43 protein-coding genes and 1 rRNA gene are annotated in these 25499 nt (G+C 46.6%); 42 read left to right on the forward strand and 2 right to left on the reverse strand.

The features are described 5' to 3' along the window. The first annotated feature begins 68 nt into the window (after nucleotides 1-68). The 38 genes from rpsJ (at nucleotide 69) to salA (ending at nucleotide 21296) form a co-directional block, all read left to right on the forward strand. Nucleotides 69-377 carry a 30S ribosomal protein S10 gene (gene rpsJ / locus N0M98_RS25905; protein ID WP_005544556.1) on the forward strand — a complete coding sequence of 103 codons (309 nt, stop codon included), beginning with the start codon at nucleotides 69-71 and terminating at the stop codon, nucleotides 375-377. 51 nt (nucleotides 378-428) lie between these two features. Next, nucleotides 429-1046 (forward strand): 50S ribosomal protein L3, encoded by a 618-nt coding sequence (gene rplC / locus N0M98_RS25910; RefSeq protein WP_249860679.1) that lies wholly within the window; start codon nucleotides 429-431, stop codon nucleotides 1044-1046. Nucleotides 1047-1071: 25 nt separating this feature from the next. Beyond that, complete coding sequence (gene rplD, locus N0M98_RS25915; protein WP_249860680.1) at nucleotides 1072-1695, forward strand: 50S ribosomal protein L4; 624 nt, start codon at nucleotides 1072-1074, stop codon at nucleotides 1693-1695. Beyond that, entirely contained in the window at nucleotides 1695-1985 is a 291-nt protein-coding gene (rplW, locus tag N0M98_RS25920) for a 50S ribosomal protein L23 (RefSeq protein WP_249860681.1), read from the forward strand. Before rplD ends, rplW begins: the two co-directional genes overlap by 1 nt. Nucleotides 1986-2015: 30 nt before the next feature. Beyond that, complete coding sequence (gene rplB, locus N0M98_RS25925; RefSeq protein WP_249860682.1) at nucleotides 2016-2846, forward strand: 50S ribosomal protein L2; 831 nt, start codon at nucleotides 2016-2018, stop codon at nucleotides 2844-2846. 39 nt (nucleotides 2847-2885) lie between these two features. Then, a complete protein-coding gene (rpsS, locus tag N0M98_RS25930) occupies nucleotides 2886-3164 on the forward strand; it encodes a 30S ribosomal protein S19 (RefSeq protein ID WP_249860683.1) in 279 nt (92 codons plus the stop codon). A 48-nt stretch (nucleotides 3165-3212) separates the two neighbouring features. Next, nucleotides 3213-3548, forward strand: a complete 336-nt coding sequence (gene rplV, locus N0M98_RS25935) for a 50S ribosomal protein L22 (RefSeq protein ID WP_259619592.1) — start codon at nucleotides 3213-3215, stop codon at nucleotides 3546-3548. 13 nt (nucleotides 3549-3561) lie between these two features. Then, nucleotides 3562-4227 carry a 30S ribosomal protein S3 gene (rpsC, locus tag N0M98_RS25940; RefSeq protein ID WP_249860685.1) on the forward strand — a complete coding sequence of 222 codons (666 nt, stop codon included), beginning with the start codon at nucleotides 3562-3564 and terminating at the stop codon, nucleotides 4225-4227. Between the two features lie 2 nt (nucleotides 4228-4229). Further along, nucleotides 4230-4664, forward strand: coding sequence for a 50S ribosomal protein L16 (gene rplP / locus N0M98_RS25945; RefSeq protein WP_028552009.1), 435 nt, complete (start codon nucleotides 4230-4232; stop codon nucleotides 4662-4664). Then, complete coding sequence (gene rpmC / locus N0M98_RS25950; protein ID WP_239630959.1) at nucleotides 4654-4854, forward strand: 50S ribosomal protein L29; 201 nt, start codon at nucleotides 4654-4656, stop codon at nucleotides 4852-4854. Before rplP ends, rpmC begins: the two co-directional genes overlap by 11 nt. Nucleotides 4855-4877: 23 nt before the next feature. Beyond that, nucleotides 4878-5141, forward strand: a complete 264-nt coding sequence (rpsQ, locus tag N0M98_RS25955; RefSeq protein WP_249860686.1) for a 30S ribosomal protein S17 — start codon at nucleotides 4878-4880, stop codon at nucleotides 5139-5141. Nucleotides 5142-5182: 41 nt separating this feature from the next. Further along, nucleotides 5183-5551, forward strand: a complete 369-nt coding sequence (gene rplN / locus N0M98_RS25960; protein ID WP_239630961.1) for a 50S ribosomal protein L14 — start codon at nucleotides 5183-5185, stop codon at nucleotides 5549-5551. Between the two features lie 114 nt (nucleotides 5552-5665). After that, entirely contained in the window at nucleotides 5666-6019 is a 354-nt protein-coding gene (rplX, locus tag N0M98_RS25965; protein WP_249860687.1) for a 50S ribosomal protein L24, read from the forward strand. A 32-nt stretch (nucleotides 6020-6051) separates the two neighbouring features. Beyond that, nucleotides 6052-6594 (forward strand): 50S ribosomal protein L5, encoded by a 543-nt coding sequence (gene rplE / locus N0M98_RS25970; RefSeq protein WP_249860688.1) that lies wholly within the window; start codon nucleotides 6052-6054, stop codon nucleotides 6592-6594. A 27-nt stretch (nucleotides 6595-6621) separates the two neighbouring features. Further along, nucleotides 6622-6807, forward strand: coding sequence for a type Z 30S ribosomal protein S14 (locus N0M98_RS25975; protein WP_026326663.1), 186 nt, complete (start codon nucleotides 6622-6624; stop codon nucleotides 6805-6807). A 31-nt stretch (nucleotides 6808-6838) separates the two neighbouring features. Then, the gene (gene rpsH / locus N0M98_RS25980; protein WP_028552003.1) at nucleotides 6839-7237 is read left to right on the forward strand and encodes a 30S ribosomal protein S8; all 399 of its coding nucleotides are present in this window, start codon (nucleotides 6839-6841) and stop codon (nucleotides 7235-7237) included. 31 nt (nucleotides 7238-7268) lie between these two features. After that, a complete protein-coding gene (rplF, locus tag N0M98_RS25985; RefSeq protein WP_249860689.1) occupies nucleotides 7269-7811 on the forward strand; it encodes a 50S ribosomal protein L6 in 543 nt (180 codons plus the stop codon). Nucleotides 7812-7863: 52 nt separating this feature from the next. After that, a complete protein-coding gene (gene rplR / locus N0M98_RS25990; RefSeq protein ID WP_249860690.1) occupies nucleotides 7864-8232 on the forward strand; it encodes a 50S ribosomal protein L18 in 369 nt (122 codons plus the stop codon). Between the two features lie 27 nt (nucleotides 8233-8259). Then, the gene (gene rpsE / locus N0M98_RS25995; protein WP_249860691.1) at nucleotides 8260-8757 is read left to right on the forward strand and encodes a 30S ribosomal protein S5; all 498 of its coding nucleotides are present in this window, start codon (nucleotides 8260-8262) and stop codon (nucleotides 8755-8757) included. Between the two features lie 10 nt (nucleotides 8758-8767). After that, a complete protein-coding gene (gene rpmD / locus N0M98_RS26000; protein ID WP_094018035.1) occupies nucleotides 8768-8956 on the forward strand; it encodes a 50S ribosomal protein L30 in 189 nt (62 codons plus the stop codon). Between the two features lie 36 nt (nucleotides 8957-8992). Beyond that, complete coding sequence (gene rplO, locus N0M98_RS26005) at nucleotides 8993-9433, forward strand: 50S ribosomal protein L15 (protein ID WP_249860692.1); 441 nt, start codon at nucleotides 8993-8995, stop codon at nucleotides 9431-9433. Further along, nucleotides 9433-10734, forward strand: a complete 1302-nt coding sequence (gene secY, locus N0M98_RS26010; protein ID WP_249860693.1) for a preprotein translocase subunit SecY — start codon at nucleotides 9433-9435, stop codon at nucleotides 10732-10734. Before rplO ends, secY begins: the two co-directional genes overlap by 1 nt. Nucleotides 10735-10818: 84 nt before the next feature. Next, nucleotides 10819-11469 carry an adenylate kinase gene (locus N0M98_RS26015; RefSeq protein ID WP_249860694.1) on the forward strand — a complete coding sequence of 217 codons (651 nt, stop codon included), beginning with the start codon at nucleotides 10819-10821 and terminating at the stop codon, nucleotides 11467-11469. Continuing rightward, a complete protein-coding gene (map, locus tag N0M98_RS26020; protein ID WP_249860695.1) occupies nucleotides 11469-12221 on the forward strand; it encodes a type I methionyl aminopeptidase in 753 nt (250 codons plus the stop codon). The genes N0M98_RS26015 and map overlap by 1 nt, the downstream gene beginning before the upstream one ends. Before the next feature lie 8 nt (nucleotides 12222-12229). Further along, nucleotides 12230-12538: a KOW domain-containing RNA-binding protein gene (locus N0M98_RS26025; RefSeq protein WP_249860696.1), complete on the forward strand. Its 309-nt coding sequence runs from the start codon at nucleotides 12230-12232 to the stop codon at nucleotides 12536-12538. A gap of 2 nt (nucleotides 12539-12540) precedes the next feature. Beyond that, on the forward strand, nucleotides 12541-12759 hold the full coding sequence (infA, locus tag N0M98_RS26030) for a translation initiation factor IF-1 (RefSeq protein WP_009676800.1): 219 nt from the start codon (nucleotides 12541-12543) through the stop codon (nucleotides 12757-12759). A 126-nt stretch (nucleotides 12760-12885) separates the two neighbouring features. Then, on the forward strand, nucleotides 12886-12999 hold the full coding sequence (gene rpmJ, locus N0M98_RS26035) for a 50S ribosomal protein L36 (RefSeq protein ID WP_003333770.1): 114 nt from the start codon (nucleotides 12886-12888) through the stop codon (nucleotides 12997-12999). Nucleotides 13000-13015: 16 nt separating this feature from the next. After that, nucleotides 13016-13384, forward strand: a complete 369-nt coding sequence (gene rpsM / locus N0M98_RS26040) for a 30S ribosomal protein S13 (protein WP_249860697.1) — start codon at nucleotides 13016-13018, stop codon at nucleotides 13382-13384. Between the two features lie 21 nt (nucleotides 13385-13405). Next, nucleotides 13406-13801, forward strand: a complete 396-nt coding sequence (gene rpsK, locus N0M98_RS26045) for a 30S ribosomal protein S11 (protein WP_013921137.1) — start codon at nucleotides 13406-13408, stop codon at nucleotides 13799-13801. A gap of 125 nt (nucleotides 13802-13926) precedes the next feature. Then, on the forward strand, nucleotides 13927-14871 hold the full coding sequence (locus N0M98_RS26050) for a DNA-directed RNA polymerase subunit alpha (protein WP_239630974.1): 945 nt from the start codon (nucleotides 13927-13929) through the stop codon (nucleotides 14869-14871). A 39-nt stretch (nucleotides 14872-14910) separates the two neighbouring features. After that, on the forward strand, nucleotides 14911-15276 hold the full coding sequence (rplQ, locus tag N0M98_RS26055) for a 50S ribosomal protein L17 (RefSeq protein WP_028552489.1): 366 nt from the start codon (nucleotides 14911-14913) through the stop codon (nucleotides 15274-15276). A 94-nt stretch (nucleotides 15277-15370) separates the two neighbouring features. Next, entirely contained in the window at nucleotides 15371-16147 is a 777-nt protein-coding gene (truA, locus tag N0M98_RS26060; RefSeq protein WP_259619593.1) for a tRNA pseudouridine(38-40) synthase TruA, read from the forward strand. Nucleotides 16148-16372: 225 nt separating this feature from the next. Then, entirely contained in the window at nucleotides 16373-16810 is a 438-nt protein-coding gene (gene rplM, locus N0M98_RS26065) for a 50S ribosomal protein L13 (protein WP_094018024.1), read from the forward strand. Between the two features lie 20 nt (nucleotides 16811-16830). After that, on the forward strand, nucleotides 16831-17223 hold the full coding sequence (gene rpsI / locus N0M98_RS26070) for a 30S ribosomal protein S9 (RefSeq protein ID WP_094018023.1): 393 nt from the start codon (nucleotides 16831-16833) through the stop codon (nucleotides 17221-17223). A 212-nt stretch (nucleotides 17224-17435) separates the two neighbouring features. Then, on the forward strand, nucleotides 17436-18128 hold the full coding sequence (locus N0M98_RS26075) for a phosphoadenylyl-sulfate reductase (protein WP_249860699.1): 693 nt from the start codon (nucleotides 17436-17438) through the stop codon (nucleotides 18126-18128). Nucleotides 18129-18152: 24 nt separating this feature from the next. Beyond that, complete coding sequence (gene sat, locus N0M98_RS26080) at nucleotides 18153-19334, forward strand: sulfate adenylyltransferase (RefSeq protein WP_249860700.1); 1182 nt, start codon at nucleotides 18153-18155, stop codon at nucleotides 19332-19334. A gap of 68 nt (nucleotides 19335-19402) precedes the next feature. After that, on the forward strand, nucleotides 19403-20158 hold the full coding sequence (cwlD, locus tag N0M98_RS26085) for an N-acetylmuramoyl-L-alanine amidase CwlD (protein ID WP_259619594.1): 756 nt from the start codon (nucleotides 19403-19405) through the stop codon (nucleotides 20156-20158). Nucleotides 20159-20216: 58 nt separating this feature from the next. Then, nucleotides 20217-21296, forward strand: a complete 1080-nt coding sequence (gene salA / locus N0M98_RS26090; RefSeq protein WP_259619595.1) for an iron-sulfur carrier protein/transcriptional regulator SalA — start codon at nucleotides 20217-20219, stop codon at nucleotides 21294-21296. A gap of 102 nt (nucleotides 21297-21398) precedes the next feature. Here salA and gerD read toward each other — a convergent pair whose 3' ends face one another. Continuing rightward, the gene (gene gerD, locus N0M98_RS26095; protein ID WP_310944550.1) at nucleotides 21399-22091 is read right to left on the reverse strand and encodes a spore germination lipoprotein GerD; all 693 of its coding nucleotides are present in this window, start codon (nucleotides 22089-22091) and stop codon (nucleotides 21399-21401) included. A 141-nt stretch (nucleotides 22092-22232) separates the two neighbouring features. On the opposite strand from gerD, the gene N0M98_RS26100 reads away from it, so the two are divergent. After that, on the forward strand, nucleotides 22233-22829 hold the full coding sequence (locus N0M98_RS26100; protein WP_249860703.1) for a KinB-signaling pathway activation protein: 597 nt from the start codon (nucleotides 22233-22235) through the stop codon (nucleotides 22827-22829). A 30-nt stretch (nucleotides 22830-22859) separates the two neighbouring features. Here N0M98_RS26100 and pdaB read toward each other — a convergent pair whose 3' ends face one another. Beyond that, nucleotides 22860-23645 (reverse strand): polysaccharide deacetylase family sporulation protein PdaB, encoded by a 786-nt coding sequence (pdaB, locus tag N0M98_RS26105; RefSeq protein ID WP_249860704.1) that lies wholly within the window; start codon nucleotides 23643-23645, stop codon nucleotides 22860-22862. A gap of 187 nt (nucleotides 23646-23832) precedes the next feature. On the opposite strand from pdaB, the gene N0M98_RS26110 reads away from it, so the two are divergent. The 3 genes from N0M98_RS26110 to N0M98_RS26120 all read left to right on the forward strand — a co-directional run. Beyond that, nucleotides 23833-24441, forward strand: coding sequence for a stage II sporulation protein M (locus tag N0M98_RS26110; RefSeq protein WP_259619596.1), 609 nt, complete (start codon nucleotides 23833-23835; stop codon nucleotides 24439-24441). Between the two features lie 182 nt (nucleotides 24442-24623). Then, the gene (locus tag N0M98_RS26115) at nucleotides 24624-24842 is read left to right on the forward strand and encodes a hypothetical protein (protein WP_259619597.1); all 219 of its coding nucleotides are present in this window, start codon (nucleotides 24624-24626) and stop codon (nucleotides 24840-24842) included. 316 nt (nucleotides 24843-25158) lie between these two features. After that, a 16S ribosomal RNA gene (locus tag N0M98_RS26120) occupies nucleotides 25159-25499 on the forward strand; the annotation flags it as partial.

Here is a 25499-nt window from a genome sequence, read left to right on the forward strand (position 1 = left end):
GGACGGCGTCAGGAGATTTTCACTGAGTATGTCCGATACTAAATTGGGCGATAGAAGGAGGGAATACTATGGCAAAGCAAAAAATTCGTATTCGTTTGAAGGCTTATGATCACAGAATTTTGGATCAATCCGCCGAGAAAATTGTTGAAACTGCGAAACGCTCCGGTGCAGGCGTATCGGGTCCGATTCCGCTGCCTACGGAGAAGCAAATCATCACGATTCTTCGTGCGGTTCACAAATACAAAGACTCTCGCGAACAATTCGAAATGCGCACACATAAGCGCTTGATCGATATTGTTAACCCAACGCCTCAAACTGTAGATGCTTTGATGCGTTTGGATCTGCCGTCCGGTGTGGACATCGAAATCAAACTGTAATTCACATGTGAATAAATAAATGAACGTATGAGAGGAAAAGAGGTGTCAACGATGAAAGGTATCTTAGGGAAAAAACTTGGAATGACTCAAGTGTTTACTCCGGAAGGTTTGGTTATTCCAGTAACGGTAATCCAAGCAGGTCCTTGTACTGTACTTCAGAAAAAGGACGTGGAGAACGACGGTTACGAAGCGATCCAAATCGGTTTTGATGATAAGAAAGAAAAGAATGCCAATAAACCTGAGTTGGGCCATGCGAAGAAAGCAGGCGCAACACCTAAGCGCTACGTAAAAGAAATTCGCGGTATGTCTGAATTGGAAGTTGGCCAAGAGATTAAAGCTGACTTGTTTGCAGAAGGCGAATTCGTTGACGTAACGGGTACATCCAAAGGTAAAGGGTTCCAAGGCGTTATCAAAAGACATAATCAATCCACAGGTCCAATGGCTCACGGCTCTCGTTATCACCGCGGACCAGGTTCCATGGGTTCGATTCAAGCAAACCGTGTTCCAAAGGGTAAAAACCTGCCAGGACATATGGGTAGCGAAACGGTTACTTTGCAAAACCTTGAAGTGATCAAAGTAGATGTTGAACGTAACGTAATCTTGGTTAAAGGCTCCATCCCAGGCGCTAGAAACAGCTACGTTAGCGTGAAATCTACGGTGAAGAAATAAGTAAAGCAGGAAAGGAGGATTACAGATGCCAAAAGTAGCATTATACAACGTTAGTGGTTCCCAAGTGGGAGAAGTTGAATTGTCGGATTCCGTATTTGGAATTGAACCTCACGTTCACGTTTTGAACGAAGCGGTTCTGATGCAGCGCGCTTCTCTGCGTCTTGGTACTCATAAAGTAAAAGGACGTTCCGAAGTTCGCGGCGGTGGCCGTAAACCATGGAAACAAAAAGGTACAGGCCGTGCTCGTCAAGGTAGTATCCGCGCTCCTCAATGGAAAGGTGGCGGTACCGTATTCGGACCGACTCCACGGAGCTATTCCTACAAGCTGCCTAAAAAAGTTCGTCGTCTTGCGATCAAATCTGCATTATCTTCCAAGGTAATCGGAAATGAAATCATCGTGCTTGATCAATTGCAATTGGCTCAGCCGAAGACGAAAGAATTCGCAGCGATTCTTAACAACTTGAAAGTGGACCGCAAAGCTTTGGTAGTTACAGCTGGTTACGAAGAAAACGTAGCATTGTCCGCACGCAACATTCCTGGAGTGAAATTTGTAGTAGCTGAAGGAATCAACGTGCTTGATGTTATGGTTTACGACAAGCTGATCATTACTAAGGATGCGGTACAGAAGGTAGAGGAGGTGTTTGCGTAATGAAGAACCCTCGCGACATTATTAAACGCCCTGTAATTACTGAGCGTACAAGCGATATGATGGCCGAGAAGAAATACGTTTTCGAAGTTGATCTTCGTGCGAACAAAACGGAAATCAAACAAGCCATCGAGTCGATTTTCAAAGTGAAAGTAACGAATGTTAACACAATGAGAATGCCGGCTAAGCCTAAGCGTTACGGTCGTTACTCCGGATATACTTCCGAGTGGAAAAAAGCGATTGTTTCCTTGAGCGCAGACAGCAAAGAACTCGAATTCTTCGAAACGGTGTAATTCATTTTTAGAAGTAAGGAGGGAATCTAAGTGCCAATCAAAAAATATAAACCAACCTCGCCTGCAAGACGCGCTATGTCGGTTTCTACATTTGAAGAAATCACAACGTCTACACCGGAGAAATCCTTGCTTGCACCTTTGAGCAAAAAAGCAGGCCGTAACAACCAAGGTAAAATTACGGTTCGTCACCAAGGCGGCGGACATAAGCGTAAATACCGGATCATCGACTTCAAACGGAACAAAGATGGAATACCTGGACGCGTTGCTACAATCGAATACGATCCAAACCGTTCGGCTAACATCGCTTTGATTCACTATGTTGACGGTGAAAAACGTTATATCATTGCTCCAAAAGGCTTGAAAGTAAACGATCAAATCGTTTCCGGTGCTGGAGCGGACATCAAGATCGGCAATGCATTGCCGCTTGAAAACATTCCTGTAGGTACTGTGATTCACAACATCGAGTTGAAACCGGGCAAAGGCGGACAATTGGTTCGTGCAGCCGGTACGGAAGCTCAGCTGCTCGGTAAAGAAGAGGATTATGTAACGATCCGCCTTTCTTCCGGCGAAGTAAGAAAAGTTCTTAAAGTTTGCCGCGCTACGATCGGTGCTGTAGGTAACGAAGACTACGAGCTCGTGAAAATCGGTAAAGCCGGACGTTCCCGCTGGTTGGGTCAAAGACCTGAAGTGCGCGGGGTTGTAATGAACCCTAACGATCACCCTCACGGTGGTGGTGAAGGCCGCGCTCCAATCGGACGTAAATCCCCGATGTCTCCTTGGGGTAAACCGACCCTGGGTTATAAAACGCGTAAAAAAGGCAAAGCATCTGATAAATATATCGTTCGTCGTCGTACGAAGTAATATCTATAAAGGTACGATTAATGAAGGGAGGAACGAAACATGGGTCGCAGTTTGAAAAAAGGACCTTTCGTGGACGGCTATCTTTTGAAGAAAGTCGAAGCGCAAGGAGATACAACTAAGAAGCAAGTAATTAAAACTTGGTCTCGCCGTTCTACCATTTTCCCGCAATTTATCGGTCACACATTTGCGGTGTACGATGGAAGAAAGCACGTGCCGGTTTATGTTACAGAAGATATGGTTGGACACAAACTGGGTGAGTTTGCTCCAACTCGTACTTACAAAGGTCATGATGATGACAAGAAAACAGGCAAACGCTAATTAGAGCGTTTTGCTATCGATGAGTTGTAAATGAGAGGAGGTACTTCCATGCAAGAAGCAAAATCCATTGCAAGATTCGTTCGCATTGCTCCTCGTAAGGCGCAATTGGTGGTCGATTTGATCCGCGGCAAACAAGTTGGTGAGGCAATCGCCATTCTGCGTCACACGCCGAAGGCGGCATCCCCGATCGTGGAGAAGGTTCTGAATTCGGCAATCGCCAATGCGGAGCATAACTACTCCATGGACCCTAACAACTTGGTTGTTTCCCAGGCTTACGTGAACCAAGGTCCAACGATGAAAAGATTCCGTCCTCGCGCTATGGGCCGTGCGAGCCGTATTAATAAACGTACCAGCCACATTACGTTAGTGGTATCTGAAAAATAAGGAGGGATAACGTGTGGGTCAGAAAGTAAACCCGGTAGGACTTAGAATTGGTATTATCCGCGATTGGGAATCCAAATGGTACGCTGGTAAAGATTTCGGCGATCTGCTTTTGGAAGACGTGAAAATCCGCGAATACCTGAAAGAAAAGCTGAAGGATTCGGCTGTTTCTCACATTGATATTGAACGTGCGGCAAACCGTGTTAATGTTACTATTCATACGGCTAAGCCTGGTATGGTTATCGGTAAAGGTGGCTCGGAAGTTGAGATTATTCGCAACTACATCGCCAAGCTGACGAACGGTAAGAAAATCCATATCAACATTTCCGAAATCAAAAATCCTGAGCTGGACGCTATCTTGGTAGCAGAAAGCATCGCTCAACAATTGGAGCGTCGCGTTTCGTTCCGTCGTGCGATGAAGCAAGCACTTCAAAGATCGATGAGAGCTGGAGCAAAAGGGATCAAGACATCGGTAAGCGGTCGTTTGGGTGGAGCGGAAATCGCCAGAACGGAAGGATACAGCGAAGGTACGGTTCCTCTTCATACGCTGCGTGCGGACATCGATTATGGTACAGCGGAAGCTCATACCACTTATGGCCGTATCGGCGTAAAAGTATGGATCTATCGTGGCGAAGTTCTTCCAACGGCTAAGAAAAAGGCTGTAACGGAAGGAGGCAACTAATCATGTTAGTTCCTAAACGTGTAAAACACCGTAAAGAACATCGCGGCAATATGCGCGGTCGTGCTAAAGGCGGTACGGAAGTACATTTCGGCGAATATGGTTTGCAAGCAATGGAACCGGCTTGGGTGACGAACCGTCAAATCGAAGCTGCTCGTATTGCGATGACTCGTTACATCAAACGGGGCGGTAAAGTTTGGATCAAAATTTTCCCTGCGAAGCCAATTACTCAAAAACCTCTTGAGGTTCGGATGGGTAGCGGTAAAGGTAACGTGGAAAAATGGGTTGCTGTTGTTAAGCCAGGTAAAATTATGTTCGAACTTGCCGGCGTAAGTGAAGAGATTGCTCGCGAAGCAATGCGTCTTGCTTCTCACAAGCTGCCGATCAAAACGAAGTTTGTTAAAAGAGAAGATGTAGGTGGTGAAGCAAATGAAAGCTAGTGAATTTCGCAACTTAACCACTGCTGAGATTGAACAAAAGGTTGCCGGATTTAAGGAACAACTCTTTAACCTCCGTTTTCAACTGGCTACCGGTCAACTGGATAACCCAGTTCAGATTCGAGAAGTCCGCAAAGAGATTGCTCGTGCAAAGACTGTTTTGCGTGAAAGAGAACTGGGTATCATTAGTTAATGAATGAGAGAGGAGGATCTCACATGAGTGAACGTAACGAACGTAAAACTCAGGTTGGTAAAGTCGTAAGCAACAAAATGGACAAAACCATCGTTGTTGCCGTTGAGACTTACAAAAAACACGATCTTTACCACAAGAGAATTAAATATACGAAGAAATTCAAAGCGCATGACGAAAACAACGAAGCGCAAATCGGTGACGTTGTTAGAGTTATGGAAACTCGTCCGCTCTCCAAAGACAAGCGTTGGAGACTGATCGAAGTTGTAGAAAAAGCGGTTATCGTTTAAGATATGCTAATTGCATCAATTCCGGAAGGAGGGTTTAGACAATGATTCAACCTCTATCTCGTTTAAATGTGGCTGACAACTCTGGTGCAAAACAGCTTATGTGCATTCGCGTATTGGGTGGTACAGGTCGTCGTGTAGGTCATATCGGTGATTTGATCATCTGCTCCGTGAAAGAAGCAACACCAGGTGGCGTTGTCAAAAAAGGTGATGTTGTTAAGGCCGTTATCGTTCGTACGAAGAGCGGTGCCCGCCGTAAAGACGGTTCCTACATCAGCTTCGACGAAAATGCAGCGGTTATCGTAAAAGATGACAAGAGTCCTCGCGGAACTCGTATCTTTGGACCAGTTGCTCGTGAGCTTCGTGACAGAGATTTCATGAAAATCGTATCTCTTGCACCGGAAGTTATCTAATATAGAAGCGGCGCCCGGTTAAGGGGCTGCTTACGAAGTTAGCGTTCTCCGAACGCTCAGTACATGCTTACGAAGTGAGTTTTCTACCGAAAACTCTTAGGAGGTGGAAATTCGATGCCAAACAAAGGTAAGAAGTTAGAGTCTTACAACAATAAATTGAACGTGAAAAAAGACGATACCGTGTTCGTGATTACTGGTAAAGACAAAGGTAAAAAAGGTCGCGTAATCGCAGCATACCCTCGTGAGAACCGCGTATTGGTTGAAGGTGTGAACTTGGTTAAAAAGCACACTAAGCCATCGCAAGCTAATCCACAAGGCGGTATCATCACTCAAGAAGCACCGATTCACGTATCCAACGTGATGCTGGTTGATCCAAAGAGCGGCCAACCTACCCGTGTAGGTTACAAAGTTCTGGATAACGGTAAAAAAGTGCGCGTAGCTAAAAAATCCGGTGAAGTTATCGATTAATCGTATAAGTTAGGAAAGGAGGTACATCAAACATGACAGCAAGATTGAAAGATCGTTTTCTGAACGAAGTTACTCCTTCGTTAATTCAGAAGTTCAACTACTCTACGGTTATGCAAGTGCCTAAAATTGAGAAAGTCGTCATCAACATGGGTGTTGGCGAGGCTGTTTCCAATTCCAAAGTGCTTGACGTAGCGGTTCAAGACCTTCAACTGATCGCTGGTCAAAAACCGGTAGTAACCAGAGCGAAAAAATCGATCGCAGGTTTCAAACTGCGTGAAAATATGCCAATCGGCGTAAAAGTAACATTGCGCGGCGAGCGTATGTATCACTTCTTGGACAAATTGTTCAACGTAGCTCTTCCTCGCGTTCGTGACTTCCGCGGTGTATCTGCCAAAGCATTCGACGGCCGCGGTAACTACACGCTGGGTCTGAAAGAACAATTGATTTTCCCGGAAATCGAGTACGATAAAGTGGATAAAGTTCGCGGTATGGACATCGTTATCGTAACGACGGCTAAAACTGACGAAGAATCCCGTGAATTATTAACCCAATTAGGAATGCCGTTTACAAAATAAACGGTACAAGCGGAGGTGTAAAAGTAAGTGGCAAAAACTTCGATGAAAGTGAAGCAGCAGCGCCCTCCTAAATTTAAGGTACAGGCGTATACACGCTGCGAACGCTGTGGTCGTCCGCATTCCGTTCTACGGAAATTCAAAATTTGCAGAATTTGTTTCCGTGAATTAGCATATAAAGGCCAGATTCCTGGCGTGAAAAAAGCAAGCTGGTAATTACCCTAGTTTCGGGAAGGAGGTTCACAATATGGTGATGTCAGATCCAATTGCAGATATGCTTACTCGCATTCGCAATGCAAACGTAGTGCGTCATGAAACGGTTGAAATCCCTGCTTCGAAGATCAAAAGAGAAATCGCTGAGATTCTGAAGAAGGAAGGCTTTATCCGTGACGCTGAATATATCGAGGATAACAAGCAAGGGATTATTCGTCTTTTCTTGAAATACGGCCCTAACAATGAGCGTGTTATCTCCGGTCTGAAAAGAATCAGCAAACCGGGCTTGCGTGTTTACACTCAAAGCCAGGAGGTTCCACGCGTGCTTGGAGGATTGGGAATTGCAATCATTTCCACTTCCAAAGGCGTTATGACCGATAAAGAAGCTCGTCAATCCAAAGCAGGCGGAGAAGTTATCTGCTACGTGTGGTAATACAGAATTTAAATGAACGGAGGTGCAAACCATGTCCCGTATTGGTCGCAAACCAATTACAATCCCAAGCGGAGTCAACGTTACTCTGGACAACACGCTGATCACAGTGAAAGGTCCTAAAGGCACATTGAGCCGCGAACTTCATAAAGAAATGAAAGTGGTCGTTTCGGAAAACGAAATTTCTGTAGAACGCCCTTCTGACAATAAATTGCATCGTTCCCTTCACGGTACGACTAGAAGTGTTGTTGCCAACATGGTTAGTGGTGTAACGGAAGGATTCGCAAAATCGCTTGATCTGGTTGGTGTAGGTTACCGTGCCAACAAAACCGGCAACAAACTGGTTTTGAACGTAGGTTACTCTCATCCGGTTGAAATCGAGCCTGAGAGCGGCATCGAATTCGAAGTTCCATCCAACACTAAGATTATCGTTAAAGGTATCGATAAAGAATTGGTCGGAGCAACGGCTGCAAAAGTTCGTTCCGTACGTGAACCGGAACCTTACAAAGGTAAAGGTATCAAGTATGAAGGCGAGCGTATCCTTCGTAAAGAAGGTAAAGCAGGTAAGAAGAAATAAGGTCGCTTAAATAGCGATACTTTCTTATCCAAGTTGAAAGGAGTGACCTCGAATGATTACAAAAGGCGATAAAAACAAAGCCCGTTTGAAAAGACACCTGCGTGTTCGTAAGAAAATTCAAGGTACGACTGAACGTCCGCGCTTGAACATCTTCCGTTCTTCCAAACACATGTACGCTCAATTGATCGACGATGTGAAAGGTGTAACGATCGCTTCCGCTTCGACTCAAGATAAAGAGTTGAAAGAAAGCATCGGCAACGGCGGTAACGTGGAAGCTGCTCGCAAGGTCGGAGCTTTGATTGCAGAGCGCGCTAAAAAGAGCGGCGTAGTACAAGTCGTATTTGACCGTGGCGGATACTTGTATCATGGCCGTGTGCAAGCACTGGCTGATGCAGCTCGTGAAGCAGGACTTGAATTTTAATACAAACATACAAGGAGGTAAAGTCACTTGCGTATTGATCCCAATACTTTAGAGTTAACTGAAAAAGTTGTTAACATTAATCGCGTTGCTAAAGTAGTAAAAGGCGGACGTCGTTTCAGCTTCAGCGCATTGGTCGTTGTTGGCGACGGCAAAGGCTGGGTAGGCGCAGGAATCGGTAAAGCCGCTGAGGTACCGGACGCTATCCGCAAAGGTATCGAAGATGCTAAGAAAAACCTGATTCATGTTCCTATCGTTGGCACTACCATTCCTCACTTGGTTATCGGTAAATTCGGAGCAGGCAGCGTTCTTTTGAAACCTGCATCGAAAGGTACCGGAGTTATCGCCGGCGGCCCTGTTCGTGCGGTATTGGAACTTGCCGGTGTAGGCGACATTTTGACAAAATCCCTAGGTTCTTCGAACTCCATCAACATGGTTAACGCCACATTGGAAGGTTTGCAACGTCTGAAACGTGCAGAAGAAGTTGCAAAACTGCGTGGCAAAACCGTTGAAGAACTTTTAGGTTAGGAGGGAAACCATGGCTAAGCAATTGCAAATTACCCTCAAGCGCAGTCTGATCGGTCGTCCGGAAGTACAGCGTCGTACAGTCGCTTCTCTTGGACTCCGCAAACTGCATCAAACGGTTACGCATAATGACAATGCAGCTATCCGCGGCATGGTCAATCATGTAAGCCACTTGATCGAAGTTAAAGAAATCGAAGCATAAATGGTTTAACAAAAAGCATTAGAGGAGGTGCAAACGATGAAATTGCATGAACTTACATCTGCTGAAGGATCCCGCAAAGCCCGTAAACGTGTAGGCCGCGGTATCGGTAGTGGTATGGGTAAAACAGCTACTCGCGGTCACAAAGGGCAAAACGCTCGTTCCGGCGGTGGCGTTCGGCCTGGTTTTGAGGGCGGTCAAAACCCTCTATATCGTCGCTTGCCTAAGCGTGGTTTCACAAACCGTTTCCGCAAGGAATTCGCAATTGTGAACTTGACTGAGCTTAACAAGTTCGCTGCCGGTACAGAAGTTACTCCAGAAGTTCTTCTTGAGTCCGGTATTGTGAAAAATGCAAGAGACGGCATTAAAATCTTGGGTGATGGCGAACTTACGGTTCAACTGAACGTGAAAGCTAACAAATTCTCTCAATCTGCGGTAGAGAAAATCCAAGCTGCCGGCGGTAAAACCGAGGTGATTTAATGTTTCGCACCATATCCAATATTTTTAAAGTGGATGATCTACGGAGAAGAATCATTTTCACCTTGTTGGTTCTGATCGTCTACAGAATTGGTGCTTTCATTCCGGTACCTAACATCAACACAGATATTTTGAAGCTTCAAGATCAGGCCAATTCCAGTGACGTATTTGGCTTGCTGAATACTTTCTCCGGAGGCGCATTGTTCCAATTCTCCATCTTCGCGATGGGAATTATGCCGTATATCACATCCTCGATCATCGTGCAGCTCTTGTCGATGGATGTCATACCAAGGTTTGCACAATGGGCAAAAGAAGGGGAAGTCGGCAGACGGAAGTTAGCGCAAATTACCCGTTATGGTACAATCGTATTAGGCTTGATTCAAGCGTTTGGTTTGGCGATCGGATTTAACCGAATCTACGCGGGACTGGTTGTGAATCCGACATTCACGACATATGCTTTAATTGCGATTGTTCTTACTGCGGGAACTGCATTTCTGATGTGGTTAGGGGAACAAATCACTGAGAACGGAATTGGAAATGGTATTTCCATGATCATCTTTGCGGGGATCGTGGCCGCGATTCCTACGGGGATCTCGCAAATCGTGAAGACCGAGTTTGCAGAAGCAGGCGACGCTTTGTTCTTGAACATCGTGAAGATGGTCATTATCCTTATCGTCGTTATTGCGCTGATCGCAGGGGTTATTTTCGTACAGCAAGGTGTGCGTAAAATTCCGGTTCAGTATGCTAAGCGCGTGGTCGGCCGCAAAATGTATGGTGGACAATCGACACATATACCTTTGAAGGTCAACGCGGCAGGTGTTATTCCGGTTATCTTCGCCCTTTCGCTGCTTGTATTCCCTCCTACAATCGCAAGTTTCTGGAGAGGGAACCCTGTAGCCGACTGGATCATTACGAACCTGAATTATACGCACCCGCTCGGCATGGTCTTGTATGTGCTGCTTATCATCGGTTTTACCTTCTTCTACACGTTTGTTCAGATCAACCCTGAGCAAATGGCAGACCAAATGAAGAAAAACGGCGGTTATATTCCTGGGATTCGTCCCGGCAAGACAACTTCCGTCTACCTGACAAGGGTTATGACCCGCATTACGCTGTCGGGCGCTTTGTTCTTGTCTGTCATCTCTATCCTGCCTATGGTGCTTGGAAGCCTGGCCGGCTTGCCGAACTCGGTAAGAATCGGCGGTACATCCTTGCTGATCGTGATCGGCGTCGGACTAGAGACGATGAAGCAGATCGAAAGCCAATTGATCAAGCGTCACTACAAAGGTTTCATTAATAAATAGCAAATAGGTTCTGGTAGTTATTTATTAGCTATCGGCACCTATTGTGCTGTTAGCATCATTTGATGCGATGGGGAGGAAATCATTATGAACGTGATCTTTATGGGACCTCCTGGTGCAGGTAAAGGTACACAGGCGGAAGGAATCGTCAATGAGTTTCAAATTCCGCATATTTCGACCGGTGATGCTTTCCGTTTGGCTATGAAACAGGAAACGGCACTTGGCTTGGAAGCAAAAAAATATGTGGACCAAGGATTGCTTGTTCCCGACGAAATCACTATCGGTATCGTAAAGGAACGCTTGCAGCAGCCGGATTGCGAAAAGGGCTTTTTGCTTGACGGGTTTCCTAGAACGATCTCGCAAGCGGAAGCGTTGGACGGCATCATGGCATCTTTGGACAGAAGCATAGACCACGTCATCAACTTAAAGGTAGATCGCAGTCTGCTTTTGGCTAGATTGACTGGACGAAGAATCTGTAAGTCATGTGGAGCTACGTATCATATCTTGTTTAACCCTCCTGCACGTGAAAATGTGTGTGATAAATGTTCAGGCGAATTGTATCAAAGATCGGACGACACCGAAGAAAAAGTCGGAACTCGTCTTGACGAATACACGAACAAAACAGCACCGCTTTTGTCGTATTACCGTAACAAAGGAAACTTGCGTGAGGTTAACGGCGAGCAAGAAATAAGTGCGGTTACTACACAAATCAGTTCACTATTGCGAGGGCAAGCGTAATGATCATTTGTAAGTCAGCTGCTGAATTGGAATTAATGAGAGAAGCCGGCCGCATCGTGGCCGACACGCATCGCTTATTACAGAAAGCCATTCAGCCCGATATTACAACGAAAGAGCTGGATCAAATCGCAGAAGAATATATTCGCAGTCAGGGCGCAACCCCATCTTTTAAAGGCTATAACGGTTTTTCTGGCAGCATCTGTGCTTCAGTCAATGATGAATTGGTACACGGCATACCCAGTGGGCGTAAGCTAAAAGATGGCGACATCATCAGTATCGATATCGGTGCAAACTACAAGGGATATCATGGTGACTCTGCATGGACGTACGGTGTAGGGACGATTTCGGAAACGGCCAAGAAGTTATTGGAAGTAACCGAGCGCTCCTTGTACGCGGGTCTTGCGGAAGCCAAACCGGATGCGCGATTGTACACTATCTCTCACGCGATTCAAAAATGCGTCGAGGATGAAGGTTTTTCGATTGTTCGAGAGTATGTAGGACATGGTGTAGGAACGGAGCTTCATGAAGATCCGCAAATTCCGAATTACGGCATGCCGGGCCATGGGCCTAGGCTGAAGCCGGGAATGGTATTAGCGATCGAGCCGATGGTTAATGTAGGGGAACGTTATGTCAAAACCCTCGAAGATAATTGGACGGTCGTTACAGTGGATGGCACACTGTGCGCGCATTTCGAGCATACCATCGCAATCACTCCGGACGGTTATGAAATATTAACGCAGTCCCGGGCATAGGTGAGAGCGTGAATTCGGCAAACCTTCCGCAACTCGGACAAATCGTTAGGATCGTTCGCGGTAAGGACTCCGGCATGTACGCCGTTATTATCAACGTCGAAGACCAACGATTCGTGTGGATTGCCGACGGCGGCAAACGGAAGTTCGACCAGCCTAAGAAGAAAAACTTGATTCACCTCGAGTTATTGCAAACGATCTGCAGCGAAGTAGTGGACAGCTTGAAGGAAAGCGGTCGTGTGACGAACGGTAAGTTACGTTTCGCACTGAAAAAGTATGTGGACCAGATGAAATCAGAAGCACAAGAGAAAGGAGAATGACTGTGGCCAAAGAAGATGTAATTGAAGTTGAAGGTACAGTGATTGAACCTCTTCCGAATGCAATGTTTAAGGTGGAACTCGAAAACGGTCATAAGATACTTGCTCATGTATCCGGAAAAATCAGAATGCATTTTATCCGGATCTTGCCCGGAGATAAAGTGACAGTGGAACTTTCCCCTTATGATTTGACTAGAGGCCGTATAACCTATCGTTTTAAATAGATGCGTATGCAGCGCTGCCGGCCTTATGCGCGGCGACACTGTTACGAACTTCGTTTTCAGACGAAAACGCTAAGCCTACTCTTACGAAGTTAGCTTGCAGCCGCAAGCACTCAGGAGGTAATTAAAATGAAAGTAAGACCATCGGTTAAACCGATTTGCGAAAAATGCAAAGTCATTCGCCGCAAAGGTAATGTAATGGTAATTTGCGAAAACCCTAAGCATAAACAAAAACAAGGTTAAGGAGGTGCTCCTATAAATGGCACGTATTGCTGGTGTAGACTTGCCGCGTGACAAACGCGTAGTTATCGCTTTGACTTACATCTTCGGTATCGGCAGAACAACTTCCGAGAAGATCCTGGCTTCTACCGGTGTTGACGCATCGACTCGCGTTCGTGATTTGACGGAAGATGAAGTAAGCAAACTTCGTGAAGCGATCGATAAGAACGTAAAAGTAGAAGGCGACCTTCGTCGTGAAATCGCGCTGAACATCAAACGCTTGATTGAGATCGGATGCTATCGTGGTGTTCGTCACCGCCGCGGCTTACCTGTTCGTGGTCAACGTACTAAAACTAACGCTCGTACGCGTAAAGGTCCTCGTCGTACTGTAGCTAACAAGAAAAAATAGTAAAGGAGGGTACACAAGGTAATGGCTAAACCTAAAAAAGTAGTTCGTACGAAACGTCGTGATCGGAAAAATATTGACTCTGGAGTGGCTCATATCCGCTCTACGTTTAACAATACGATTGTAACGATTACAGATCCGCACGGTAATGCAATTTCCTGGGCAAGTGCTGGTAACCTGGGCTTCAAAGGTTCCCGTAAGAGCACTCCGTTCGCAGCGCAAATGGCTGCAGAATCTGCTGCTAAAGCAGCTATGGAACATGGCATGAAAGCTGTTGAAGTTATGGTTAAAGGTCCTGGCGCAGGTCGTGAAGCAGCGATCCGTTCGTTGCAAGCAGCAGGTTTGGAAGTAAACCTGATTAAAGACGTGACTCCAATTCCACATAACGGTTGCCGTCCTCCAAAACGTCGTCGTGTCTAATTCAGGATTGCAAAAGAGTGGTATAAATATCCAAAAGTTGTGAATACTGTTTGGATAGGCATACTGCACGTTCTATGCGTCTTAAGTTATCCAGAGGGAAACGACGTTTTGAAGGAGGGTTATAAATGATCGAAATCGAAAAGCCGAAAATAGAAACCGTATCATTGAGTGAAGATGGCACGTACGGCAAATTTGTTGTAGAGCCTCTTGAAAGAGGCTACGGGACGACGCTGGGGAACTCGCTTCGCAGAATCCTGTTGTCCTCCTTGCCGGGGGCAGCAGTAACATCGGTGCAAATCGACGGTGTGTTGCATGAGTTTTCCACGGTTCCTGGTGTCATGGAAGATGTTACGGAAATTATCCTTAACCTCAAAGGGCTATCGCTTAAGATTCATTCCGACGAAGAGAAAGTGTTGGAAATCGATGCCGAAGGTGAAGGACCAGTTGTTGCCGGCGATATTCGTGGTGATAGCGATGTGGAAATCCTTAATCCGGATTTGCATATTGCTACACTGTCCTCCGATGCGCGTCTTCATATGCGAATTCATGCTAACCGGGGACGCGGATATGTTCAAGCGGATAAAAACAAGAAGGAAGATCAGCCTATCGGGGTTATTCCGATCGACTCGATCTATACTCCGATTACCCGCGTCAATTACAGCGTTGAGAACACTCGCGTCGGCCAAGTTACCAACTATGATAAACTAACCCTCGAAGTCTGGACCGATGGAAGTATTCGACCTGAAGAAGCCGTTAGCTTGGGCGCTAAAATTTTGACGGAGCATCTGATGCTGTTCGTCGGTTTGACCGATGAGGCGAAAGATGCCGAGATCATGGTGGAGAAAGAAGAGGACAAGAAAGAGAAAGTGCTCGAGATGACGATCGAGGAGCTCGATCTTTCTGTTCGTTCTTATAACTGCCTGAAGCGCGCAGGAATCAATACGGTACAAGAATTGATTACGAAAACGGAAGAAGACATGATGAAGGTTCGTAATCTTGGACGTAAGTCTCTCGAAGAGGTACAAGAAAAGCTGGAAGAGCTTGGACTTGGCCTGCGGATGGAAGACTAATCGTCGAGTTATAATTAAGCAGAAGGAGGTTGCACACAAATGGCATACCAAAAGTTAGGTCGTGACTCCAGCGCGCGTAAAGCATTGTTCCGCGACTTGGTTACCGACTTGTTCATACATGAGCGCATCCAAACAACTGAAGCTAAGGCTAAAGAATTGCGCTCCATTGCAGAAAAATTGATCACACTGGCAAAACGCGGAGATCTTCATGCTCGCCGTCAAGTTGCTTCCTTTGTTCGTCGTGAAGCAGCTAACGAAAATCAAGACGCGATCCAGAAGCTATTCTCTGAGTTGGCTCCACGTTACGCTGAACGTCAAGGCGGTTACACCAGAATCTTGAAGCTGGGTCCTCGCCGCGGCGATGCAGCGCCGATGGTTTATTTAGAGCTAGTAGATCGTGCATAAAAAGGATGGGAAAGGGTGGACGGGATCTTTGATTCTGATGAAACCCTTTTTTTTGTAGCCTAAGCTGAACTGAACTGTTCATTGGAGGACGGCCGTGAGGAATATATGCATGACCGTTAGTTACGACGGGACAGCTTATAACGGTTTTCAAACGCAGCCAAGCCTAAACACCGTGCAGGATATGCTGGAACAAGCCGTGTTCTCCTTGACGGGGGAGAGAGTCAAGCTGACCTCCTCCGGCAGGACGGATGCGGGCGTCCATGCGCGCGGCCAAGTGATCAATTTCTATACGAGCTCCAAGATTCCGTTGGAACGATGGTGTATGGCGCTCAACACGCGGCTGCCGCAGGATATCGTGGTCAGCGGAGCAAGAGAGGTAGACCTTTCGTTTCATGCGACCAGGTCCGCCGTACGCAAAACGTACCGTTATACGATCCGCTGCGGCCGGCATCCCGATTTATTTAAGCGGCATATGGAATTTTACCATCCGACCGCTCTGGATACGGAAGCGATGCGCGAAGGGCTGAGCTGGCTCGTCGGCACGCATGACTACACTTCTTTTTGCTCCGTAAGATCCACGAAATTGTCCCACGTCAGAACGATCTATGATGCAAGATTGGAGTGCGAACCGTTAGATCCTCTGCTCCAATCGTTTGCCATTCATATTTATTTGACCGGTAACGGGTTTTTATACAACATGGTTAGAATTGTCGCCGGAACGTTGATTCAGGTCGGAGAAGGCAAACGTACGAGCGAGTCGATGCGCGACATACTGGCTGCACGCAGCAGGGCGAAGGCGGGACCTACGGCAATGCCTCACGGACTTATGCTATGGGAAGTATTATATGATGAAAATGGAATCACAACTTGATTTGTTGCTCATTATATAGTACAATATAACTTGGCGTTTCTTGATCGGCTAACCCACGGCCCCGGGTCTTGAGATTGCTAACTGCAGTAAACTAACTATGAATATTAAATTGTGATACAGATAGATTTGATGATGGAGTGACCTTACGTCTGTACGATCATCATATGACTGTGTCATTTCATCGAACGAAGCATGAAGCGAACAATGTTTAGGAGGAACTATTACATGCGTACCACATATATGGCTAAGCCAAATGAAGTAGAGCGCAAATGGTACATTATCGACGCGACAGACAAAACGCTGGGACGTCTTGCGAGCGAAGCTGCAAGCATCATCCGCGGCAAGCATAAACCGCAATTTACACCGCATGTTGATACTGGCGATTTCGTTATCGTTATCAACGCTGAGAAAATCAGATTGACCGGTAAAAAACTGCAAAACAAAATGTACTATCGTCACTCTTTGTATTCCGGCGGTTTGAAAGTGACATCCGCACAGGATTTGTTGAACACCAAACCGGAACGCGTTCTGGAATTTGCAATTCACGGCATGCTTCCAAAAAATCGCCTTGGCGACAGCATGAAAACGAAATTGAAAGTGTATGCCGGTTCTGAGCATCCGCATCAAGCACAACAACCTGAAGTTTGGGAACTTCGCGGTTAAGATAAAGGGAGGATTGTCTTGTGGCACAAGTTCAATATTATGGAACAGGTCGTCGTAAGCATTCGGTAGCACGCGTTCGTTTGGTACCGGGCGAAGGACGTATCATTATCAATAAACGCAACTTGGATGAGTATTTTGGTCTTGAAACTTTGAAATTGATCGTTAAGCAACCGCTGAACTTGACGGAAACATTGGGCAAATACGATGTTTTGGTTATCGCTAACGGCGGTGGCATTTCCGGACAAGCCGGAGCGATTCGTCACGGTATCTCCCGTGCATTGCTGAAAGCAGATCCAGAATTCCGCGGTTCTTTGAAAAAAGCCGGATTCTTGACTCGCGATCCTCGTATGAAAGAACGTAAGAAGTACGGCTTGAAAGCTGCTCGTCGTGCTCCTCAGTTCTCCAAACGTTAATATCCATTTATATCGAATACCAAAAACCTTTTCACTATCTCGGTGGAAAGGTTTTTTGTTTTTCATATCACCAACTTCTAGGCACACCATACAATAAATATTGAGCCAATACAAAAAATTAAATTGACAAAAAGTCGACTGCGATTATAATAAAATCATACCAACAAATCACATTAATATACTCGGGATTATTTATTAGGGAGGAAAGAGAAATGAATTTATTCGAGAAAGAAAAATTGATTCACGAAGCTGCAGAACAATTTGAGAACGAAAGTCCGGAAGCGCTTATTGCCTGGGCGGTAGAGAAGTTCCCCAATATTACGTTAGCCTGTAGTTTCGGAGCAGAGGATGTAGTGCTTGTCGATATGCTCCAGAAGGTAAGCCCTAAGACCGATATTTTCTACTTGGATACGAATGTTCATTTCAAAGAAACTTATGAAACCCGCGATCGTTTGCAGCAGCATTACGGCGTGGAGTTCGTGCAAGTGCTCCCTAAGCTGACCCTTGAGGAACAGGCGGCTAAATTCGGCGACGAACTTTGGAAAACGGCGCCTAACGAGTGCTGCAATATTCGCAAAGTCGATCCGCTTACCGATATTTTGAAAAACTATGATGCCTGGATTACCGGAATCCGCCGCGATCAAGCTCCAACCAGAGCTAACTCCCGAAAAGCGGAGTACGATACGAAATTCGGTCTGGTCAAATTCAATCCGCTTGCCTCCTGGACTTCGGAAGACGTATGGAATTATATTCGCAATAATAATATTATTTATAATCCTTTGCATGACCGCAATTATCCAAGCATCGGCTGCGAGCATTGCACTCGCCAAGTGGCAGCTGGAGAAGATCCTCGTGCAGGTCGCTGGTCCGGATTTGAAAAAACGGAATGCGGTCTTCATAAATAATTTATAGAATAGGAGATTCAAATCATGGCAGAAACGATTCGCCCTCATGGCGGCACATTGATCAACCGTGTGGTGGAAGGTGCAGAACGAGACAGATTATTGGAAGTTGCCCGCAGCTTGAATCAACTGAACATTAACGCATGGACTATCTCCGACTTGGATTTGATCGGGGTAGGCGCATTCTCGCCTCTGACCGGATTTATGGGCAAAGAAGATTATGAGTCCGTCGTGGAAACAATGAGACTGGCTGACGGTACCGTATGGAGCATTCCGGTAACTCTCGCGATTGAACCTGACGTAGCGAAGTCCATCAAGACAGGGGAGCAAGTGGCGCTTGTCGGCGAACAGGATGGCGTTGTATACGGTATATTGGACGTTCAGAGCATCTTTGAAGCTGATCAGCAAAACGAGGCTGTAAAAGTGTTCAAAACGAATGACGAAGCCCATCCCGGCGTGCAAAAGCTGCTTTCGCGCCCTTCTACCTATGTGGGAGGACCTATTCAAGTACTGAACCGTCCGAAACCGGAGAAGTTCGGTGAGTTTTACTTCGACCCTGCAGAAACGCGCCGCTTGTTTGTGGAGAAAGGCTGGAGAACCGTAGTCGGCTTCCAAACCCGCAATCCGGTGCACCGGGCTCACGAATACATCCAAAAAAGCGCAATGGAAATCGTCGATGCATTGTTCCTGAACCCGTTGGTGGGGGAAACCAAGTCCGATGATATTTCCGCCGACGTACGAATGCGCAGCTACTTGGTGCTGCTGGAAAATTATTATCCTAAGAATCGCACCTTTCTCGGCGTATTCCCGGCGGCTATGCGTTATGCAGGCCCGCGTGAGGCGATATTTCATGCCATGGTCCGCAAAAACTACGGCTGCACGCACTTCATTGTCGGCCGCGATCATGCCGGTGTAGGCGATTATTACGGTACTTATGAAGCCCAAGAGATATTCTCCAACTTTACGAGCGAAGAACTGGGCATTACGCCGTTATTCTTCGAGCACAGCTTCTTCTGCACCAAATGCGGCAACATGGCTTCCAGCAAAACGTGCCCGCATGATAAAGCGGATCATCTTCATCTTTCCGGAACTAAAGTACGCGCCTTGCTGCGCGACGGTCAATGCCCTCCTCCGCAGTTCACGCGTCCGGAAGTGGCGGAAGTGCTGATCGACGGGATGAGAGAGAAGCTGGAACCGTCCAATCTATAGCATATTTGTCCACCCTGTCCCATATAGATGTTACAGAGTAGTCTATGGGGATGTGAGGTGGATTTTTTATGTTCAAAAGGAGGAAAAGAATCGTTGTTTGGCTGACGATGCAGAGCAGTCTCAAGCTGCTGATGTCGGCGCTGCTGGTCGTACTTATGCTGTTTGTATTTACTTATGAGCTGCCTGCGACCAAAACATGGACATACTGGACGATGCCGCTCTCGGGCAAGAAAATCGCCTTAGATCCTGGTCATGGGGGGCCTGACGGAGGGGCGGAAAGCAAAGACGGCCTGATTGAGAAAGACGTCAATTTGGCGATTACGATGCATTTAAGAGATTATTTGCAGGAATCCGGCGCTATTGTAGTGATGACCAGAGAAAGCGATCAGGATCTCGCCGATCCGTCGACCAAAGGGTACAGCAGGCGGAAGACGGAAGACTTAATGAAGCGTGCGCAATTTATATCCCAGCAAAAGGCGGATATGTTTATCAGCGTCCACCTGAACAGTATCCCATCGGCCAAATGGTCGGGCGCACAAACGTTCTATTATCCGAATCATGCCGACAACGGGACTTTGGCCGCGCTTATTCAGGATGAAATCAAGAAAAATCTGCAAAATACCGATCGGATCGCGAAGCCGGTCGACAATGAAGTGTATTTGCTGAAAACATTGAAGATGCCCAGCGCTTTGGTCGAGGTCGGTTTCCTCTCCAATCCGGCGGAAGCGAACCTGCTCAAAACACCGGCCTATCAGAAAAAAGTCGCCGCATCGATCTATCAAGGAATACTGCGCTACTATTCGGGTGAAAAAGTGGGCTCCTGATAAAAATATGATATACTGTTAACACAGGACCATTATTCTCAGCGGTTGAGGTGAAATCGTGCTTACCAAAGAACAACTTTTAGAAACTATTCGTCATCTTCATGATCCTGAATTCCAGCTGAGTCTTACGGATTTGCAGCTTGTCAGGGATATGGTTATTAAAGAAGGTCGCGTCTCCGCTACGGTATTGTTATCGAACGAAGATCCGGCTTACAAGGATCAAGTTCAGGAACAAGTTATAGCCGCCTTTGCCCAAGCGGGCGCTGCGGAAGTTCATTTGCGGTTTCGTCCGATGTCGGAATTCGAACGCAATGAGGCTGCGCGCAAACAAGCGGAGCATACTGCGGCACCCGCGGAAGCCGAACCGGTTCGCGACATTCTGGCTCCCGAATCCGGCATCCATTTTATTGCGATAGCCAGCGGCAAGGGCGGGGTAGGCAAATCCACCGTAACGGTGAATTTGGCCGTGGCTTTGGCCAGACTCGGCAAAATGGTCGGACTGATCGACGCGGATATTTACGGCTTCAGCGTTCCCGATATGATGGGGATCGAAGGGCGGCCGGAACTTGTTCAAAACCGGATCATTCCTGTCGAACGATACGGAGTAAAAGTGATTTCTATGGGATTTTTCGTCGAAGAGAACACGCCGGTCATTTGGCGCGGACCGATGCTCGGCAAAATGCTGCGCAACTTTTTCCAGGAAGTCAACTGGGGAGAGCTTGATTACGTTCTGCTCGATTTGCCGCCGGGCACCGGAGACGTTGCTCTGGACGTGCATCAAATGATTCCGCAGAGCAAAGAAATTATCGTCACTACGCCTCATGCCACGGCCGCGTTCGTTGCCGCAAGGGCAGGAGCGATGGCCAAACATACGAATCACGACATCATCGGCGTCGTTGAGAACATGTCGTATTACCAATGCAGCGCCTGTGGACAGAAGGATTATGTATTCGGCAGAGGGGGAGGCGCCAAGCTGGCCGAGGAGCTGCATACGGAACTGCTGACGCAAATTCCGCTCGGAGCGCCGGATAATCATGTGGCGGAAGCCGATTATTCTCCTTCCGTATACAAGGAAAATACGGAAACCGGTCAAGTGTATTTGGAGCTTGCCCGCAAGCTGATCGGCAAGGTCGAGTAATGAAAAGGAGCTGCTCGCTTCATGCTTCGGCAAAGCGAGGACAGCTCCTTATTTGCGTTCAACGGCTCCGAGTAAGAGCATTTTGGGACTCTCCGCCGAATTTTATTCTTGTTTCTTCTTTTCGCCCGATTCGCTGTCATTTTTTTCGGATTTCTTTCCACCGGATTCTCCGCCGCCGCCTTGGCTTTGAGCTTTTGGCTGAGACTCCTCCTCAAGCACCTTTTTCATCAAATTCATAAGCTCCAGGCGGAAAAGCGGACTTTGCAGCGATTCCTGCATAACTGTTTTCATTTGCTGTCTGTACTGGGGACCTTTCATCGCATCCATCAGCATTTTTTCGAAATCGGGATTTTTCATTGCATCCATTAAGGATTTTTGGTAATCCGGGTCCTTCATTAAATCCTTTTGCAATTGCTTGGTATCTTTTTGAATGGCTTTGGCGAATTGCCCTGCAAACTTAGGGTCCGTCATTACGGTTTGAAGAAATTTGTTATTGCTCGTATCCGTTAAGACATCTTTAACTGCCAATTGAATTTGCTGGGAATCGCCGGCCGACAACAGCTTCATTTGGCCTTCGGATTGCGCGCCTCCTCCGCTGCTGCCCCCGATCCCGCTGTTTAGAGCCATTTGGATCGCTTTTTTGCCGTCCTCCGTTTTTAAAATATCCAACACCATCGTTTTTGTATCCTTATAACCGCCGCTCTGCGATTGCGAGGCTTGTTTATCTGAGCCGCATGATGCCAAAACCATGATCATAAGCAGGAGGGGAACAGAGCGCAACCATCTTGTCATCATTGCTTAAAGCTCCTTTCCTAAACGAAATATGGGCTTATTATTTGCCGCCTTGGGCAGTTTCACTCCGCCTTTGATTGGCTTTTTTTTGTGAAGGTTGGTACAATTAACTTCTGTAGACATGATGCTCTGGGGGTAGAAGTCGTGACATTGAGAAAGTGGTTTTATTTATTTTGGACAACGCTGCTGATCGGTGCTTTCAGTGCATTGGTGACGGGAATTACTTTGCAGTCCAATGACCAGCAGTTCAGTTTTCTTGGCGGCTCTGCCATAGGCTACAATGTGCTTATAATGCTTCTGGGAGGGGCGACCATCAGTGTGTTAAGCCAGATGGGATTTTTCGCTTATTTGATTATTCGGTTTATTGCTATGGGAATTATAAGAAGTAAATGGATATGGGATATGCTGCAAGTCATTTTAGTAGCCGTAGCGATGTTTGACTTGGTGTATTTGCGCCAATCCGACGAGTCCGGAACTTGGTTCAGTTACATGCTGCTGCCCTTTCTTATGCTTGTTCTCGCCATTTTGGTCTCTTTATGGAAGGTTAAGCTTACGAATAAAAACGGTTTTATTCCCACATTATTTTTTATGACGGTAGTAACGGCTATTGAGGCCGTGCCGGCACTTAGACTGGATACGGCGGCATCGACGGTATTTATGATGGTTCCTTTACTCGCGAGCAATACGTGGCAAATTTTAATTTTATCCAAAGTGCTGAACACAAACAAAGAGCCGCTGTAACGGCTCTTATTGTTTATCCGTATATTTTCTTTAGTGGACTTGCTTCATGGTCTGGTCTTCGGCCGGTGTCTTGTTGTCGACTTGAGTTTGCTTGAGCAGCTCGCTTACGGTAACGAACTCGTAGCCTTTCGCCCGTAGCTGGTCGATAATAACGGGGAGAGCTTCGTGCGTTTGTTTGACGGAATCGCTGGCATGCATAAGAACGATATCGCCGGGATGCGCTTTGGACACGACGCGGTTAATAATGTTGTCGACGCCCTTGTTCATCCAATCCATGGAATCCGTATCCCATTGGATGACATTGTAATGAAGCTCGCCCGCGATGCGCAGCACTCGTTTGTCAAAGTCCCCGTTGGGGAGCCGGATTAAATTCGGATGCTGCCCGGTAACCTCCGACAAAATTTGATCGGCCGTTTTGATCTGCGTACGAATCTCTTCATCGCTCAGGCTGCTGTAGTTGACATGCTTATGTCCGTGGCTGCCGATTTCCCAGCCTCCCTTCACGATACGGCTGACAATCTCCGGATGATCCTTAGCCCAGGGAGACGATAAGAAGAACGTCGCTTTTTTGACCCCCTTGTCCTCCAAGAGCTTCAGAATCGGCTCAGTTCGATTTTCTCCCCAGCTAATATCAAAGGTCAGGGCGATGACTTTCCGGTCCGTCTGCACGCTGTAGATCGCCGCTGGCTCGTCCTGGGAGAATACCGATACGTTGTCGCGCTCCGAATAAATAATGCCTATGGCAAATACGACGGCGACCGCTACAATTAAAGCTTGTTTTAGTTTTTTTCCATTAAGGACGTAAAAAAAATTCATGAAACCATTGACCTCCTTTCCGGCCCCAAGCTTGGCTTCGCAAGGGCTTGTATAAGTGGGATTATTAAAATTGTATGCTGGGACAAGGAAGATATGACATAAGCTCGTACAAAGGCTTGCGTCCAAAAACATCTTTTCCATATAGATAGATGTCAAACCTAAAAGCAGAGGAGAAGCTAAAACGGCTATGAGTAATTTAATGCGGCAATTTCAGTTAATGAAACATTATTTCATTGCTTCGGCTCTTGTTTTTATTGTTGGAATGGTGCTCGGAACTTGGTACTCCAGCCAATTTCAGGCGTTTATCGAAATGCAGCTGAAAGGGCTTGAGCAGCTGACGCAGTCGATTTCCGATAAAGCTAATCCCCAGTGGTCGATGTTTTGGCTGATTTTCTGGAACAATGCATGGAAATCGATCGTTATTATCGGGATGGGGGCTTTTTTTGGTGTGCTGCCGTTATTCTTTCTGCTGTCGAACGGGCTTTTGCTCGGCTACGTCATGGCGGTATCGGCGGAAAAACAGTCCGTCTTGTATGTAATTAAAGCGATCCTGCCGCACGGAATTATCGAAATTCCCGCCGTCGTCTTCGCCTGTGCGTTCGGACTGCGCCTGGGAGTGCTCGTGCTGAAGTCGTTTAGCGCTTTGTTAAGCCAAGAGCGTTCTCAAAAATACAGGGATGAGTTCCGCGGCTTTATAAAAGCTCTGGGCCCCGTTATCATCATTATCGTCGTTTCTCTGACGGCGGCTGCGATTATCGAAAGCACCTTGACGTACTGGCTTGTGAAACAAGGATAACGATTAGCATAAAAATATCCAAATATGAGCATAACAGTAAAGCGCGTGAAAAAGCTTTTACTGAAAGGCTGCATGTAAAAGCAGGGAAAGAGTGCAACTATGCTTTTACACGCAGCCTTTTTGCCATAGTCATGCGGTAGGTTTGCATTGTTGACCAACGTCGTGAAAGGGGTATTGTATTGATGCTCGGCTTTTTATTTAACGAAAGAGAATGCAGGGAACTCGACTATGTTCTGAAAAAAGAACTGGACGAGATGCTCTTCGATTTGAATGATAAAAGGATTGACTCCGATATAAAAGCAGCTATTGAGTCTCGATACAAAGTCATCTTTCGTATGTATGCAAGGCTGGCTTCTCCCAAAGAAATATCCAAATATGCACGTAATCGGATGTATCATTGAAAAAGTGAAATAAGGCTTGACTTAGGGGCTGAGGGTATGATATTTTATATCTCGTCACTTTTTCCAAGTGATTGCAAGCTTTGATGGATCAGCAGGGTTCAAAAGTTTTTTGAAAAAGTGCTTGCAATGAGATGGGCATGTGTGATATATTAAAAGAGTCGCCGCTAAACGAGGTGACAAAACGAACGAAGATTGTCCTTTGAAAACTGAACAACGAGTGAGTGTTAAATAGAGAATGCAAATTCTCGCTAGCATTGAATTTTGAGCTTAAGACAAGCTCTATTATAACGAAAGGCGCTTCGGTGCCGATCGTACTTTAATGGAGAGTTTGATCCTGGCTCAGGACGAACGCTGGCGGCGTGCCTAATACATGCAAGTCGAGCGGGCTGTTCCTTCGGGAACGGTTAGCGGCGGACGGGTGAGTAACACGTAGGCAACCTGCCTGTAAGATCGGGATAACTATCGGAAACGATAGCTAAGACCGGATAGCTGGTCTTTTCGCATGAGGAGATCATGAAACACGGGGCAACCTGTGGCTTACGGATGGGCCTGCGGCGCATTAGCTAGTTGGTAGGGTAACGGCCTACCAAGGCGACGATGCGTAGCCGACCTGAGAGGGTGATCGGCCACACTGGGACTGAGACACGGCCCAGACTC

It is taken from the genome of Paenibacillus doosanensis (genome assembly GCF_025060755.1).
In the GTDB taxonomy this organism is placed as follows: domain Bacteria; phylum Bacillota; class Bacilli; order Paenibacillales; family NBRC-103111; genus Paenibacillus_S; species Paenibacillus_S doosanensis.